Genomic DNA, 14,467 nt, shown 5'->3' with positions numbered 1-14,467 from the left:
CAGGCCGGGGTCGAGTGGCGTGTCGGGTGGGGGGCCCGGGGCAGGCGGGCGGTCGAGTCGCGTGTTGGGCCGGGTGCTGTGTGCTGGGGCGTCGAGCCGTGCGTCGGGTGAGGGTGTGCCGGGGGAGGGATGGCCGGGTCCCGGCCGGGGGGCCGTGGCATCGGCCGGACGGCTACAGCGCGTCCACGAGTGCCGCCAGCGCGGTGGCGAGGTGGTTGAGGCCCGGGCCGGCCGGGCCGCCCGGTTCCGTCATGTAGGTGTCCCGCCGGATCTCCACCATCAGGGCGCCGACGCGGGCGTCCGTGCCGTAGAAGTCCAGCGGCACGTACGTCCCGGCGAACGGGCTGTTCAGCCCCGTTCCGCCGCAGCAGGCGAAGGCCGTGCGGGCGGCCTCGGTCAGCTCCGGCGAGGTGTGGAAGGCGTCCGTGCCCAGGCACACCGGCGGGCGCGGGCCGGTGCCGTGGAGTTCGTACGGCAGCGGTTCGCTCGGATACGAGTGCACGTCGATGATCAGGGCCCGCCCCGTCGCGGCCAGCCGGGCGGCCACCGCCTGCGTCATGGCCGCGGCGTACGGCCGGAAATAGCGGGCGAGCAGCGGCTCCGGGTCGGTGTCCGCGGGCCGCAGCACGCCCCGGTGCGTGGTCCGCGTGTACACGGCGCCCATGCCGACGGCCGCCATTTCCTCCCGCTCGTCCGGGAACCGCTCCGGGTCCACCACCAGCCGCGACAGCCGGTTCACGAACCGCCAGGGCCGCACCCCGGCGAGCGCGGCGGCCCGCTCGGCGATCTCTGCGGTGTGCGCGTCCGTGATCCGGTCCAGCTCCCGCTCCAGCTCCCCGTCGTCCAGGACGATCCCGGCGCGCACGTCCCGCGGTATCGCCCGTGCCGAGTGCGGCACGTGCAGCAGCACGGGGGAGTCCGGGTCACCGGGCAGGAGGTCGAAGGAGGTCACGGGCTGCTCCAGGGCGTTGTCGGTGGCATGGGCGTGATCAAGGTGCCACACACCACTGACAGCGGCCCGCGGCACGCACGACCGCGCCCCGGCCGGGCGGTGCCGGCCGGGGCGCGGTCGTGCGGGCGTCCTGGGCGTCAGCTCAGGGACGCCAGGGCCTCGTTCCAGGTGGCCGACGGGCGCATGACCGCGTCCGCCTTGGCCTTGTCGACCTGGTAGTAGCCGCCGATGTCGGCCGGCCGGCCCTGGACGGCGTTCAGCTCGTCCACGATCTTCTGCTCGTTCGCGGCGAGGGTCTCGGCGAGCGGCGCGAAGGCCTTGGCCAGGTCGGCGTCGTCGGTCTGCCTCGCCAGCTCCTGCGCCCAGTACAGGGACAGGTAGAAGTGGCTGCCGCGGTTGTCGATGCCGCCGACGCGCCGGGTCGGGGACTTGTCCTCGTTGAGGAAGGTCGCCGTGGCGCGGTCCAGGGTGTCGGCGAGGACCTTGGCGCGGGTGTTGCCGGTGGCCGCCGCGTACTGCTCGAAGGACGGCACCAGGGCGAAGAACTCACCGAGGGAGTCCCAGCGCAGGTAGTTCTCCTTGACCAGCTGCTGGACGTGCTTCGGCGCCGAGCCGCCGGCGCCCGTCTCGAACAGGCCGCCGCCCGCCATCAGCGGGACGACCGACAGCATCTTGGCGCTGGTGCCCAGCTCCAGGATGGGGAAGAGGTCGGTCAGGTAGTCGCGCAGCACGTTGCCGGTCACCGAGATGGTGTTCTCGCCGCGGCGGATGCGCTCCACCGACAGCTTGGTGGCCTCGACCGGGGACAGGATGCGGATGTCCAGGCCCTCGGTGTCGTGCTCGGGCAGGTACTGCTTGACCTTGGCGATCAGCTGCGCGTCGTGGGCGCGGGTCTCGTCCAGCCAGAACACCGCCGGGTCGCCGGTGGCGCGGGCGCGGGTGACGGCCAGCTTGACCCAGTCGCGGATCGGGTCGTCCTTGGTCTGGCAGGCGCGGAAGATGTCGCCCTGCGCGACCGGCTGCTCGATCAGGACGTTGCCGTTCTGGTCGGTCAGGCGGACGGTGCCGGCGGCCGGGATCTCGAAGGTCTTGTCGTGGGAGCCGTACTCCTCGGCCTTCTGCGCCATCAGGCCCACGTTCGGGACCGAGCCCATGGTGGAGGGGTCGTAGGCGCCGTTGGCCCGGCAGTCGTCGATGACGGCCTGGTACACACCGGCGTAGGAGGAGTCCGGGATCACGGCGAGGGCGTCGTGCTCCTGGCCGTCCGCGCCCCACATGTGGCCGGACGTGCGGATCATGGCCGGCATCGAGGCGTCGATGATGACGTCCGACGGCACGTGCAGGTTGGTGATGCCCTTGTCGGAGTCGACCATCGCCAGGTCCGGGCCCTCGGCGATCTCGGCGTCGAAGGACGCCTTGATCTCGGCGCCCTCGGGCAGGTTCTCCAGGCCCTTCAGGATGCCGCCGAGGCCGTCGTTCGGGGTGAGGCCGGCCGCCTTGAGGGTCTCGCCGTACTTCGCGAACGTCTTCGGGAAGAAGGCGCGCACCACGTGACCGAAGATGATCGGGTCGGAGACCTTCATCATCGTGGCCTTCAGGTGGACGGAGAACAGGACGCCCTCTTCCTTGGCCCGGGCGACCTGCGCGGCGAGGAACGTGTTCAGCTCGGCGACGCGCATGACGGAGGCGTCGACGACCTCGCCCTCGCGGACCGGTACGGACTCCTTCAGGACGGTGGTGGTGCCGTCCTCGCCGACCAGCTCGATCTTGAGCGCGCCGGCCTCGGAGACGACGACGGACTTCTCGGTGGAGCGGAAGTCGTTCTCGCCCATGGTCGCCACGTTGGTCTTGGACTCGCCGGTCCAGGCGCCCATGCGGTGCGGGTGGGTCTTGGCGTAGTTCTTCACCGAGGCCGGGGCACGGCGGTCGGAGTTGCCCTCACGCAGCACCGGGTTGACGGCGGAGCCCTTGACCTTGTCGTAGCGGGCGCGGATCTCGCGCTCCTCGTCGGTCTTCGGGTCGTCCGGGTAGTCCGGCAGCGCGTAGCCCTTGGCCTGCAGCTCGGCGACGGCGGCCTTCAGCTGCGGGATGGACGCCGAGATGTTCGGCAGCTTGATGATGTTGGCCGCGGGGGTCTTGGCCAGCTCGCCCAGCTCGGTCAGCGCGTCGGGGATGCGCTGGTCCTCGTTCAGGTACTCCGGGAAGACGGCGATGATGCGCCCGGCCAGCGAGATGTCACGCGTCTCCACGGGCACACCGGCCTGCGAGGCGTACGCCTGGATCACCGGCAGGAACGAATGCGTCGCCAGGGCCGGGGCCTCGTCTGTGTAGGTGTAGATGATGGTCGAGTCAGTCACCGGGTGCTCCGCTCCACGTCTGCAACATTGCTCGACATCAAGATATCTCGTGATCGGGGTCGGCTCGACAGGGGTCCTGGCCGGAAAAAGCGCCGCCCGCCATCTCGCGCGCGATCCAGTGGCAGATGACGTCCACCACGTACACGTGTTCGTCCCGGGTCAGTGTCCGCCCCTTCGGGATCCCGTGCCAGCGCTGGAGGCAGCCCCGGCAGCAGGTGGCGGTCGCGTGCTGGGCCACGAAGACCGGATGCCCCCGGTACGGCGTCTGCTTGCCGTCCTTGTACGGCTCGGCCGGCGCCAGTCGCTTCGCGACCAGGTCGTACGCGTGCCACCGCAGGGTTGCCGGGCCCTTCAGCCCGGCGGTCGCCCGGTCCCGCCCGCGCAGATGGAACCGCGCCCGGAACGGCTGCCGGGCGAGGGCGTCCAGCAGCTGGTCGAGCGAGCGGGGGGCGGGGGAGGAGGTCATGCTGCTTCGAGGGTAGTCCGTGAGCGGAACGTCCGCCGACGGCGTACGCCGGCCCGGGCGGGAGGCTCGCCGTTCACGGTCCGGCGTCCACCCGCTCCCAGGGGCTGCGGCCGGTGCCCCGCCGCCAGGCCTCCAGGTCGTCGCCGTTCACGCACACGATCCCGCACTGCAGCGCGTACTCGAGGGCGGGCGCCGTGAAGTCGCTCGTGGTGACCACCGCGGCGACATCGGCCTCGTGGATGGTGAAGCAGGTCCCGCCGAAGCGCTGCATGTCCTGGGAGCCGACCTTGTTGTCGTCGCCGTACTGCTTGCACTGGATGACCAGGCGCCGCCCGTCCGGGGTGAGGGCGACGACGTCCGCCCCGAGGTCGCCGGCTCCTCCCACCACTTCCACCTCGCGGCACTCGCCGAGCACGCACAGCTGCGCTATCGCCTGCTCGAAACCGTCGGGGTCGAGCGCGGCGAAGTCGGCCGCGGGGAGGGGGGCGGCGGGCTCGGCCACCGGTGCGGCGGCGAGACTGTCGGAGGCCTTGTCGGCGGCTTCCTCCAGCGCCCGGGCGGCCCGGCGCGCGTACCTTCCGGCAGGGAGGCGGCGCCGCCGGGAACGGAGCCGGAGCGCGGTGGCAGCGGCGAGCACCGCCAGGACACCCGCCCACAGCGGGCGGCGTTCGACGATGCCCGCCGCCGTGCGCGCCAGGAACGACAGGACGCACAGGATGATCGCGAGCAGCACGAAGAACATCGCGGTGCTGCGCAGGTCGAAGCGCCGACGGCGCTCCGCCCCCCGGACCTGGCGCACGGGTATGGTCATGCCGGCTTCCTCCTGACAGCGACGAAGATCTCCTGGCTACGGATGCCCAAGATCCACGCCCGCTCCCAGGAGCGGCCCGGCCGGTGTGGCTCAGTCGGCCACGGCCGCCCCGCCGGTGATGTCCTCCCCGGTGCGCTGGTGCGGGATGACCGCCGAGCCCGGCTGGAGGGAGACCGTGCGGGTGGGGGCCGGGATGCGGATGCCCTCCTCGCGGTAGCGCCGGTGCAGGCGCTTGATGAACTCGTGCTTGATCCGGTACTGGTCGCTGAACTCGCCGACGCCGAGGATCACCGTGAAGCCGATCCGGGAGTCGCCGAAGGTGTGGAAACGGATCGCGGGCTCGTGGTCGGGGACGGCGCCGGTGACGTCCTTCATGACCTCCGTGACCACTTCCGCGGTGACCCGCTCCACGTGCTCCAGGTCGGAGTCGTAGGCCACCCCGACCTGCACCAGGACGGTCAGCTCCTGTTCGGGGCGGGTGTAGTTGGTCATGTTGGCCTTGGCGAGCTGGCCGTTGGGGATGACCACCAGGTTGTTGGAGAGCTGGCGGACCGTCGTCTGGCGCCAGTTGATGTCGACGACGTAGCCCTCCTCGCCGCTGCTCAGCCGGATGTAGTCGCCCGGCTGGACGGTCTTGGAGGCGAGGATGTGGACGCCCGCGAAGAGGTTGGCGAGGGTGTCCTGGAGGGCCAGGGCGACCGCCAGACCGCCGACGCCCAGGGCGGTCAGCAGGGGCGCTATGGAGATGCCGAGGGTCTGCAGGACCACCAGGAAGCCGATGGCCAGGACCAGGACCCGGGTGATGTTGACGAAGATGGTCGCCGAGCCCGCGACCCCCGAGCGGGACTGGGTGACCGTCCGCACCAGACCGGCGATCACCCGGGCCGCGGAGAACGTCACGACGACGATCACCCAGACCTGGAGCACCTGGTACACGTGATGCTGGACGGTCTTGGTGCACGGCAGGACGGCCGTGGCCGCCGCAGCGCCGCCCGCGATCGCCGCCCAGGGGACGACCGAGCGCAGCGCGTCCACGATGACGTCGTCACCGCTCCAGCGGGTGCGTTTGGCGTGCTTGGCGAGCCAGCGCAGCAGGGTGCGCGACATGAAGGCGAGCACCAGGCCGGCCCCCAGGGCGATGCCGGCGAGGACGAGGTCGTCCAGGGTCAGCGTGCGGTTCACCGGTCACCTCCGGGGCGCGGAACCGCTGCGGAGCACCACTTGTGAAATCTCGTCACGTTGTCACCTGCTCGATGTCCGGGATGTGCGATCGCGCCGGCCGGAGGAACTCCGGTGACCGGCGCGCTCGTTCATCCTGCCGTATCCGGCACGCCGGTCCGTACCGGGACCGGCGCTCTCCGGACAGCCGGCTCAGACGATGCCCTCGGCGAGTTCCGCCTGGTCGCGGTCGCTGCCGTACGCCGCGGTGGTCGGCGTGCCGTACGACCGGCGGGCGACGTACCACCAGACGCTGGCGAGGACCAGGACCACGGCGAGGGCGACGGAGGCGTAGTTCATCGTGCCGACCGTGACCGGCGACGCCTGCGGCAGGCAGAACAGGATCGTCACGCACGCCACCCAGACGACCGCGATCCAGCCGATCGGCCTGCTCCAGCGGCCCAGGTGCCACGGCCCCGGCCGGAACCGGTCACCCGCGCGCAGCCGCAGGTACACCGGGATGGCGTAGGCCGGGGTGATGCCGATGACGTTGATGGCGGTCACCGCGTTGTAGGCCGTCGTCGAGTACAGCGACGGCAGGGCCAGGACGCAGGCCACCACGACGGACAGCCAGACGGCGGCGACCGGGGTCTGGGTGCGGCTGCTCACCTTGCGCCACAGGTGGGAGCCGGGCAGCGCGCCGTCCCGGCTGAACGCGAACACCATCCGGCTGGCCGCGGCGACCTCGGCGTTCCCGCAGAACAGCTGGGCGACGATGACGACGAGGAGCAGCGCGCTCGCGCCGTCGGTGCCGAGGCCGTCCAGCAGGATCTGGGCGGGCGGCACGCCGGTGTCGGTGGTGCGGGTGGCGTCGTAGTCCTGGATGGCGAAGGTCAGACCGGCCAGCAGCACGAAACCGGCCAGCCAGGACACCCAGATGGCGCGGACTATGCCGCGGGAGGCGGCCACCGAGGCGTGCGAGGTCTCCTCGGACAGGTGGGCGGAGGCGTCGTAGCCGGAGAAGGTGTACTGCGCGAGGAGCAGGCCGATCGCGGCGACGTACAGCGGGTTGTCCCAGCCGGTCTCGTTGACGAACTTCGTGAACACGAAGGACGGAGACCGGTGGTGGTCGGGGATGACGGCCAGTGCGCCGACGATCAGGGCGACGCCCGCCAGGTGCCACCACACGCTGATCGAGTTGAGCACGCTGACCAGGCGGACGCCGAACAGGTTCAGCACCGCGTGCAGCAGCAGGATGGCGCAGAAGATCAGCATGGTCTTGCCGGGTGTCGGCTCGAAGCCCCACTGGAGGTTGGCGAACGCGCCGGTGAACAGGGCGGCGCCGTAGTCGATGCCGGCGATCGCGCCGAGCAGGCCGAGCAGGTTCAGCCAGCCGGTGTACCAGCCCCAGCGTCTGCCGCCGAGCCGGTCGGCCATGTAGTACAGGGCACCGGAGGTCGGGTAGGCGCTGGTGACCTCGGCGAGCGCGAGGCCGACACAGAGCACGAACAGGCCGACGCCGGCCCAGCCCCACAGCATCACGGCGGGGCCGCCGGTGTTCAGGCCGAAGCCGTACAGGGTCATGCAGCCGGACAGGATCGAGATCACCGAGAAGCTGATCGCGAAGTTGCCGAAGCCGCCCATGCGGCGGGCCAGCACCGGCCGGTAGCCGAGTTCGCGCAGCCGCTGCTCCTCGTCCTGCTGCGGCAGACCCGGGGAGGGGACGGGGGCGGGCGAGGGATCGGGGGTGGGGGACACGCGGGGGACCTCCGGGTTCGACGGTTTCCAACGGGCACGTGCGACGGAACTTCGGGGTGGAGCGGAGGGCTGTGCGTTCAGGGGCGGAGCACGGTCAGGCGCGGGCGGTTCAGGGGCGGGAGCCGTCCGCGGCGGCCCGGCAGCGGTCCCGGGCCTGTACGAAGATCTCCACGGCCCGGTCCCGGTCCGGGGTGCGGTACATCCAGGGCGGGGGCGTGAAGTAGGGGCCGATCGCCTCGAACACCCGGGCCGCGGCCGGGAACTGGAGCGAGCCCCACAGGGCGTGCGCCAGGTGGTTGAGGTCCGGCAGCGCGCGCTCGGCGGGCCGCGTCCGCTCGAACCAGGAGTCCAGCGCGCGCCGCGCCTCACGGGCCGCCTCCTCCACCACCCAGTGCAGGTCCAGCGCCGCGTCGTGCCCGCTGTCCCGGCGGTAGCGCTCGACCCGGACGTACAGCGGCAGCAGGTGCAGGGCGGAACCGGGCGGCGCCTGGCCGGCGGCCCACTGCGCGTACCCGGAGGCCTCCGCGAGCCGGCCGGAACCGCCGCGCACGTACAGGAACTGCAGCATCCGGTGGTGGGCCTCGCGGTTGAAGGGGTCGCGACTGCCGGCCTCGGCCAGCAGCCCCCAGGGTCCGGGCGGCAGCATCGGCTCCGGCGCGGCGGTCCGGTGCTCCTCCCAGCGCTGCTCCGGATCGAGCTGGGCCAGCGCCAGCAGGCACACCCAGGGCACCGGGTCCTGCGGGGCGGCCTGGGTGGCCGACTGGGCCGCGTCCCACGCCTCGATCCACAACTCGTGGGTACGGCGGTGCCGTTCGCGCCGGGCCCGCAGGGCGCGCTCCACGCCGACCCGGGCGTGCATCACCACCGCGTGCGCGCTGTCCGGCTCCTCGGCGAGCCAGGCCCGCACCACGTCGGTGCCCGCCGCGGCCGCCGCCAGGACCTGGGTGCGCTGGGTCCACTGCCACCACTGGGTGGTCTCCGCGAGCAGGGTGCGCATGGCCATCCAGCGGCCGGTGCGCAGGTCCTGCAGGGCGGCGCGCAGCGCGTGATCGGGGCCGGCGGGGTCGTAGGAGGGGCGGGCTCCGTCTCTGGCCATCAGCGGGCCCCCGGCCACTGGCGCACGGGCGAGGTGGCGGGGTGACGTTGCAACAGCCCTCCCCTGGGCGGTGAATGAGATGCCTCGTGTGGTCGGCGGTCACTATAGAGGCGCACGTTCCGCCGTACCATTGTTACCAAGTCAACTATCCGGTAAGGCAAGTTGACCTGGAGGGGAGGCCTTGACGCCGGGCCCGGGGCGACGGCAGGCTGGCGCGGTGATCTTCACGGCTGGAGCGGAGGACGCGCGATGACCGGGCCGGTGCTCGCCGTCGACCAGGGCACGTCCGGCACCAAGGCGCTCGTGGTCTGCCCGGAACGCGGGGTCCTCGGCTCCGCCTTCGCCGAGGTCCGCCCCCGGCATCTGCCCGGCGGCCTGGTCGAGGTGGACCCGGCCCAGCTGTACGACTCGGTGGTGGACGCCGGCCGGCGCGCGCTCGCCGAGGCCGGCGAGGGCGTCGTCGCGTTCGGACTCGCCAACCAGGGCGAGACCGTCCTCGCCTGGGACCCGGGCACCGGCCGCCCGCTGACCGACGCCCTGGTCTGGCAGGACCGGCGCGCCGAGACCGTCTGCGCCGGACTCGCCGAACACGCCGAGGAGCTGCGGCAGCTGACCGGCCTGCCCCTCGACCCGTACTTCGCCGCGCCGAAGATGGCCTGGATCCGCCGCCACCTCACCCGCGAGGGCGTCGTCACCACCTCCGACGCCTGGCTGGTCCACCGCCTCACCGGCGCCTTCGCCACCGACGCCGCCACCGCCGGCCGCACCCAGCTGCTCGACCTGGACCGCGCCGAGTGGTCCCCGCGCGCCCTCGACCTGTACGGCCTGGCCGGCGAACGCCTGCCCGAGGTGACCGACGCCGCCCGACCGGTCGGCACCACCCGGGCGTTCGGCCCCGAGATCCCGCTCACCGGACTGATCGTCGACCAGCAGGCCGCGCTGCTCGCCCAGCGTGTCACCGGCCCCGGCGCCGCCAAGTGCACCTACGGCACCGGCGCGTTCCTGCTCGCGCACACCGGCGACCGCCCCCGGCGCGGCGACTCGGGCCTGGTCAGCTGCGTGGCCTGGCGGCTCGACGGACACACCGCCTACTGCCTGGACGGCCAGGTCTACACGGCCGCCTCCGCCGTCCGCTGGCTCACCGGCCTCGGCGTCATCTCCTCGGCCGCCGACCTCGACCCGGTCGGCGGCACCGTCCCCGACAGCGGCGGGGTCACCTTCGTCCCGGCCCTCGCCGGACTCGCCGCCCCCTGGTGGCGCGGCGACGTACGCGGCTCCCTCACCGGCCTCGGCCTCGACACCACACCCGGGCACCTGGTGCGCGCCCTGTGCGAGGGCATCGCCGCCCAGGTCGCCGAACTCGCCGACGCCGCCGCCGGCGACCTGGACGCGCCGCTGCACACGCTCCGCGTCGACGGCGGCCTCACCCGCTCCGCTCTCCTCATGCAGACCCAGGCCGACCTGCTGCAACGTCCCGTGGAGGTGTCCGCGCTGCCCGACGCCACCGCGCTCGGCGCCGCCACCCTCGCCCGGCTCGGCGCGCACCCCGGCTCGAGCGTCGAGGACGCCCTGCCCGACTGGAAACCCGCCGCCGTGTACGAGCCCCGCATCACCGCCGACCAGGCCGCCGAACGCCGCGCCGGGTTCCGCGGCGCCGTCGCCGCCCTCCTCGGCTCGTGACGGTCACCGCGGACGGTCCGCTGCCCTCGACGCCGTACGACGTGGCGATCGTCGGCGCCGGCGTCGTCGGCTGCGCGATCGCCCGCGAGCTGGCCCGCCACCCCCGGCTGCGCATCGCCCTGCTCGAAGCCCAGGACGACGTCGGGCAGGGCACCTCCAAGGCCAACACCGCGATCCTGCACACCGGTTTCGACGCCACCCCCGGCACCCTGGAGGCCCGGCTGGTCCGCGAGGGCTACGCGCGGCTCGGCGCCTACGCGGCCGAGACCGGCATCCCCGTCGAACGGGTCGGCGCGCTGCTGGTCGCCTGGGACGAGGAGCAGCTCGCCGCGCTGCCCCGGCTCGCCGAGAAGGCCGGGCGCAACGCGTACCCCCACACCGTCCTGCTCGGTCCCGAGGAGCTGTACGCCCGTGAGCCGCACCTCGGCCCGGGCGCGCTCGGCGCCCTGCACGTCCCCGGCGAGAGCATCATCTGCCCCTGGACGACGACCCTCGCCTACGCCACCCAGGCCGTGGGCGCCGGAGTGGACCTGCACCTGAACACGAGGGTGCACGAAGCGAGTCGCACAGACACGCACCGGCTCACCACCGCCCGGGGCACCCTGCACGCCCGCCACCTGGTCAACGCGGCCGGGCTGCACGCCGACACCCTGGACCGCGCCCTCGGCCACGAGGACTTCACCGTCACCCCGCGCCGCGGCCAGCTCCTCGTCTACGACAAGCTCGCCCGCCCCCTCGTCCGGCACATCCTCCTCCCGGTGCCGACCGCCCTCGGCAAGGGCGTCCTGGTCGCCCCCACCGTCCACGGCAACGTCCTGCTCGGCCCCACCGCCGAGGACCTGCACGACAAGCGGGCCACCGGCTCCACCGCCGACGGGACGGCCGCGCTGCGCGAGCAGGGCCGGCGCATCCTGCCCGCCCTGCTGGAGGAGGAGGTCACCGCCGTCTACGCCGGGCTGCGCGCGGCCACCGGGCACGAGGACTACCGGATCACCGCGCACCCCGAGCAGGCGTACGTCACCGTCGGCGGCATCCGCTCCACCGGCCTGACCGCGTCCCTGGCCATCGCCGCCCACGTCACCCGGCTGCTGGCCGGGACCGGCCTAGACCTCGGCCCGGTCCGGGAACCGGAGCCGCCGGCCATGCCCAACCTCGGCGAGGCCTTCCAGCGCCCCTACCAGCGGCCCGAGCTCATCGCCGCCGACCCCGAGTACGGCACCCTCGTCTGCCACTGCGAGCGGGTCTCCCGCGGGGAGATCCGCGACGCCCTCGCCGGCCCGGTCCCGCCCCGCAGCCTGGAAGGCCTGCGCCGCCGCACCCGCGCGCGGGCCGGCCGCTGCCAGGGGTTCTACTGCGGGGCCGCGGTCCGGGACCTGTTCGAGCAGGGTTCGAGGCCATGACGCCCCCGCGCCACGTGGACGTCCTCGTCGTCGGGGCCGGTCCCGCCGGGCTCGCCGCCGCCGCGCGGCTGGCCGCCGCCGGTGCCGGACGCGTGGAGGTGCTGGAGCGGGAGGCGCAGCCCGGCGGGGTGCCCCGGCACTGCGCGCACGGCGGCTTCGGCACCTGGACCCGCCCGCTCACCGGCCCCCGCTACGCCCGCCTGCTCACGGAGGCCGCCGAGCGGGCCGGCGCCACGCTCCGCACCGGAGTGACGGCGCTGGACTGGGCGCCGGCGGGCCCGGTGCTCACCACCGTCGGGCCCGGCGGCCCGGAGACCGTCGAGGCACGGGCCGTCGTCCTCGCCACCGGCGCCCGCGAACGACCGCGCGCCGCCCGCCTGGTACCCGGCACCCGCCCCGCCGGCGTCTTGACCACCGGCGAACTCCAGCAGGCTGTCCACCTGTTCGGGCAGCACATCGGCACCCGCGCGGTCATCGCCGGCGCGGCCGACGTCTCCTACGCGGCGGCAGCCACCGTCCGCGCGGCCGGCGCCGAGGTCGTCGCCCTGGTCACGGAACACCCGCGGGCCCAGACCGGCAGGGCCCGCGCCCGGGCGGCCCGGCTGGGCCACCGCGTCCCGCTGCTGACCGGCACCACGGTCACCGAACTCCTCGGCCACGGACGGCTGTCCGGTGTCCGCGTCCGCCACCGGGACGGCCGTACGGCCGTACTGCCCTGTGACACCGTGGTGTTCACCGGCGACTTCGTCCCCGAGCACGAACTGGCCCGGCGCGGCGGCCTCACCCTGGACCCGGGCACCCGCGGCCCCGCCGTCGGCGCCACCCTGCACACCTCGCGCCCCGGCGTCTTCGCCGCCGGCAACCTGCTGCACGCCGTGGAGCCCGCCGGCACCGCGGCCCGCGAGGGCGCCGGCGCGGCCGGCGCGGTCCTGGACTTCCTGGCGGGCGCGCCCTGGCCGGGCCCGGGCGTCCCCGTGACCGTCGAGGCGCCACTGCGCTGGATCGCCCCGAACCGCGTCACCCCGGGCGCCGTACCCGCCCGCCACGTCCTGCGCACCGGCGTCCCGCTGCCCCGCCCGGTCCTGTACGTCCACCAGGACGGCCGCCTCCTCCACCGCCAACGGCTCACCGTCGGCACCGCGTTGCCCGACAGCACCCTGACCTGCACCGCCCGCTGGCACGACCGCGTCGACCCCGCCGGCGGGCCGGTACGGGTGAGCACCGGCTGAGCGGGCGTTCTCGGTGCGCTCAGGGCGCGTCGAACGACCCGTGCCGCCCAGCACCCGAGGCGAACCGGGCGGCCCCCTCCGCGCTCTGCGCCAGCACGCCCATCCCGTGGCGGAGTTCGCCGAGCATCGCCGTCGGCTCGGCCAGGCCCTCCTGGTCCAGGACCGAGGCGCGGTCGCTGCGCAGGCAGGCCTGCGGGAAGCGGGCGATGGCCGCCGCGAGGGCCTCGGCCTCGGCGCGGGCGCGTCCGGCCGGGACCAGGCGGGTCACGAGCCCCATCTCCCGGGCCTCGCGGGCCGGGACCGGGCGGCCGGTGAGGATCAGGTCCAGGGCGCGGCCGGTGCCGATCAGCCGGGGCAGCCGTACCGTGCCGCCGTCGATCAGGGGCACGCCCCAGCGGCGGCAGAACACCCCGAACACCGCGTCCTCCTCCGCGACCCTGAGGTCGCACCACAGGGCGAGTTCGAGGCCGCCGGCGACCGCGTGCCCGGACACCGCCGCGATCACCGGCTTGGACAGCCGCATCCGCGTCGGCCCCATCGGCCCGTCACCGTCCTCCGCCACCCGGTTGCCGCGCTCGGTGCCGATCGCCTTCAGGTCCGCGCCCGCGCAGAAGGTGCCGCCCTCGCCCCACAGCACCGCCACCCGGGCCGTGTCGTCCGCCTCGAACGCCCGGAACGCGGCGGCGAGTTCGGCGGCCGTGGGGCCGTCCACCGCGTTGCGGGCCTCCGGCCGGGAGAGGACGACCGTGGTGACGTGCTCCTGCCGTTCGATCCGCACCGGCATGCGGCAACCTCCTTCATCGGCCCCGGTGCCCGGGGCGGGACGGTGATCCGTCCGCAGCCTGTCAGGCGCTCAGGTGGGTCGCCACCGAGCGCATGGCGCGGCGCAGCGCGGGGCGGGTCTCCTCGGGTGCGGTCACGGACGCCTCCTCGGTGGCGGTGATCCCGGGTGTCTCCCGTCCCGCACGGAGGCGGACGGCGGGCAGGGTGCCCGCCTGTGTGACCGCCCGGACGGGGTGGACCGCTCGCCGGTCGGCCCCCGGTCGGGCAGCGGCGCCAGGACCGGGCAGGAGGCGGCCAGGCAGCGCAGCCGGGCCGGGGGCTTCGTCAGCCAGTCCGCGGCGAGCGGGCCGCCACCGGAGAAGACCCACGGGGCGATCCGGTCGGCGTCCAGGCTGACGGCCGTGGTGCTCACGCCGGCTGCGCGCGGCGCTGGACCGGGACAACGCGGGATCGGCGTAGCGGTACGGCAGGACGGCCTCCGGGACCCGGCGGGCCGACCGCACTCGTTCCGCTTCCGCCCGCCCCCGGGTCACGCCTGTCAGATGACCTTCAGCCGCACCAGCGCGCCGAGCGTCAGCGCGCCCGGCAGGAGCGGCAGCCACACGGTGATGATCCGGTAGGCCGGCACGACCGCCGCGGCCACCGCCACCGGGCCGCCCACCGCGACCGCCGCCACCATCAGCGCCGCCTCCACCGAGCCCAGCCCGCCGGGCGTGGGCACCAGGGCCACCGCGACCGTCGCGGCCAGGCAGGCCAGCACCAGCGGGACGCGCCGGG

At 74.2% G+C, this 14,467-nt stretch carries 12 protein-coding genes and 1 pseudogene; 3 read left to right on the top strand and 10 right to left on the bottom strand.

From position 1 onward, the window contains the following. Positions 1 to 172: 172 nt before the first annotated feature. The 7 genes from ACIP4Y_RS06915 to ACIP4Y_RS06885 all read right to left on the bottom strand — a co-directional run bounded on the left by ACIP4Y_RS06915 (position 173) and on the right by ACIP4Y_RS06885 (position 8,598). Positions 173 to 952 carry an N-formylglutamate amidohydrolase gene (locus ACIP4Y_RS06915; RefSeq protein ID WP_401388798.1) on the bottom strand — a complete coding sequence of 260 codons (780 nt, stop codon included), beginning with the start codon at positions 950 to 952 and terminating at the stop codon, positions 173 to 175. 137 nt (positions 953 to 1,089) lie between these two features. Further along, positions 1,090 to 3,309: an NADP-dependent isocitrate dehydrogenase gene (locus tag ACIP4Y_RS06910; protein WP_401388795.1), complete on the bottom strand. Its 2,220-nt coding sequence runs from the start codon at positions 3,307 to 3,309 to the stop codon at positions 1,090 to 1,092. Positions 3,310 to 3,346: 37 nt separating this feature from the next. Continuing rightward, positions 3,347 to 3,775: a DUF4186 domain-containing protein gene (locus ACIP4Y_RS06905; RefSeq protein ID WP_401388792.1), complete on the bottom strand. Its 429-nt coding sequence runs from the start codon at positions 3,773 to 3,775 to the stop codon at positions 3,347 to 3,349. A gap of 73 nt (positions 3,776 to 3,848) precedes the next feature. After that, positions 3,849 to 4,586, bottom strand: coding sequence for a restriction endonuclease (locus ACIP4Y_RS06900; RefSeq protein ID WP_401388789.1), 738 nt, complete (start codon positions 4,584 to 4,586; stop codon positions 3,849 to 3,851). 90 nt (positions 4,587 to 4,676) lie between these two features. Then, positions 4,677 to 5,768, bottom strand: a complete 1,092-nt coding sequence (locus ACIP4Y_RS06895; RefSeq protein WP_401388786.1) for a mechanosensitive ion channel family protein — start codon at positions 5,766 to 5,768, stop codon at positions 4,677 to 4,679. 189 nt (positions 5,769 to 5,957) lie between these two features. After that, positions 5,958 to 7,502, bottom strand: coding sequence for an amino acid permease (locus ACIP4Y_RS06890; protein WP_401388783.1), 1,545 nt, complete (start codon positions 7,500 to 7,502; stop codon positions 5,958 to 5,960). Between the two features lie 109 nt (positions 7,503 to 7,611). After that, entirely contained in the window at positions 7,612 to 8,598 is a 987-nt protein-coding gene (locus tag ACIP4Y_RS06885) for a hypothetical protein (protein WP_401388780.1), read from the bottom strand. A gap of 249 nt (positions 8,599 to 8,847) precedes the next feature. Between ACIP4Y_RS06885 and ACIP4Y_RS06880 the strand changes: the two genes are divergently transcribed. The 3 genes from ACIP4Y_RS06880 to ACIP4Y_RS06870 are packed head-to-tail and all read left to right on the top strand — an operon-like array spanning position 8,848 to position 12,907. Then, positions 8,848 to 10,278 carry an FGGY family carbohydrate kinase gene (locus ACIP4Y_RS06880; RefSeq protein ID WP_401388777.1) on the top strand — a complete coding sequence of 477 codons (1,431 nt, stop codon included), beginning with the start codon at positions 8,848 to 8,850 and terminating at the stop codon, positions 10,276 to 10,278. Then, on the top strand, positions 10,275 to 11,678 hold the full coding sequence (locus ACIP4Y_RS06875) for an FAD-dependent oxidoreductase (protein WP_401388774.1): 1,404 nt from the start codon (positions 10,275 to 10,277) through the stop codon (positions 11,676 to 11,678). The genes ACIP4Y_RS06880 and ACIP4Y_RS06875 overlap by 4 nt, the downstream gene beginning before the upstream one ends. Further along, positions 11,675 to 12,907, top strand: a complete 1,233-nt coding sequence (locus tag ACIP4Y_RS06870; RefSeq protein WP_401388771.1) for an NAD(P)/FAD-dependent oxidoreductase — start codon at positions 11,675 to 11,677, stop codon at positions 12,905 to 12,907. Before ACIP4Y_RS06875 ends, ACIP4Y_RS06870 begins: the two co-directional genes overlap by 4 nt. Positions 12,908 to 12,926: 19 nt before the next feature. Here the strand turns inward: ACIP4Y_RS06870 and ACIP4Y_RS06865 are convergent, their stop codons facing one another. From ACIP4Y_RS06865 to ACIP4Y_RS06855, 3 genes and pseudogenes are all read right to left on the bottom strand, one after another. Then, on the bottom strand, positions 12,927 to 13,691 hold the full coding sequence (locus tag ACIP4Y_RS06865; protein WP_401388768.1) for a crotonase/enoyl-CoA hydratase family protein: 765 nt from the start codon (positions 13,689 to 13,691) through the stop codon (positions 12,927 to 12,929). A 132-nt stretch (positions 13,692 to 13,823) separates the two neighbouring features. After that, a complete protein-coding gene (locus ACIP4Y_RS06860; RefSeq protein ID WP_401388765.1) occupies positions 13,824 to 14,102 on the bottom strand; it encodes a hypothetical protein in 279 nt (92 codons plus the stop codon). Positions 14,103 to 14,228: 126 nt separating this feature from the next. Beyond that, positions 14,229 to 14,453 (bottom strand): annotated as a pseudogene (locus ACIP4Y_RS06855) (lysylphosphatidylglycerol synthase domain-containing protein); the annotation flags it as partial. Between the last annotated feature and the right edge of the window lie 14 nt (positions 14,454 to 14,467).

The organism is Streptomyces sp. NPDC088810 (assembly GCF_044750305.1).
Classification (GTDB): domain Bacteria; phylum Actinomycetota; class Actinomycetes; order Streptomycetales; family Streptomycetaceae; genus Streptomyces.
This window is presented reverse-complemented; position numbering and strand designations above follow the sequence as displayed.

What these genes read in the sequence shown, in the direction of transcription:
- ACIP4Y_RS06905 (WP_401388792.1), bottom strand. Translation starts at nt 3,775, where the DNA reads ATGACCTCCTCCCCCGCCCCCCGCTCGCTCGACCAGCTGCTGGACGCC.
- ACIP4Y_RS06865 (WP_401388768.1), bottom strand. Translation starts at nt 13,691, where the DNA reads ATGCCGGTGCGGATCGAACGGCAGGAGCACGTCACCACGGTCGTCCTC.
- ACIP4Y_RS06880 (WP_401388777.1), top strand. Translation starts at nt 8,848, where the DNA reads ATGACCGGGCCGGTGCTCGCCGTCGACCAGGGCACGTCCGGCACCAAG.
- ACIP4Y_RS06900 (WP_401388789.1), bottom strand. Translation starts at nt 4,586, where the DNA reads ATGACCATACCCGTGCGCCAGGTCCGGGGGGCGGAGCGCCGTCGGCGC.
- ACIP4Y_RS06870 (WP_401388771.1), top strand. Translation starts at nt 11,675, where the DNA reads ATGACGCCCCCGCGCCACGTGGACGTCCTCGTCGTCGGGGCCGGTCCC.
- ACIP4Y_RS06885 (WP_401388780.1), bottom strand. Translation starts at nt 8,598, where the DNA reads ATGGCCAGAGACGGAGCCCGCCCCTCCTACGACCCCGCCGGCCCCGAT.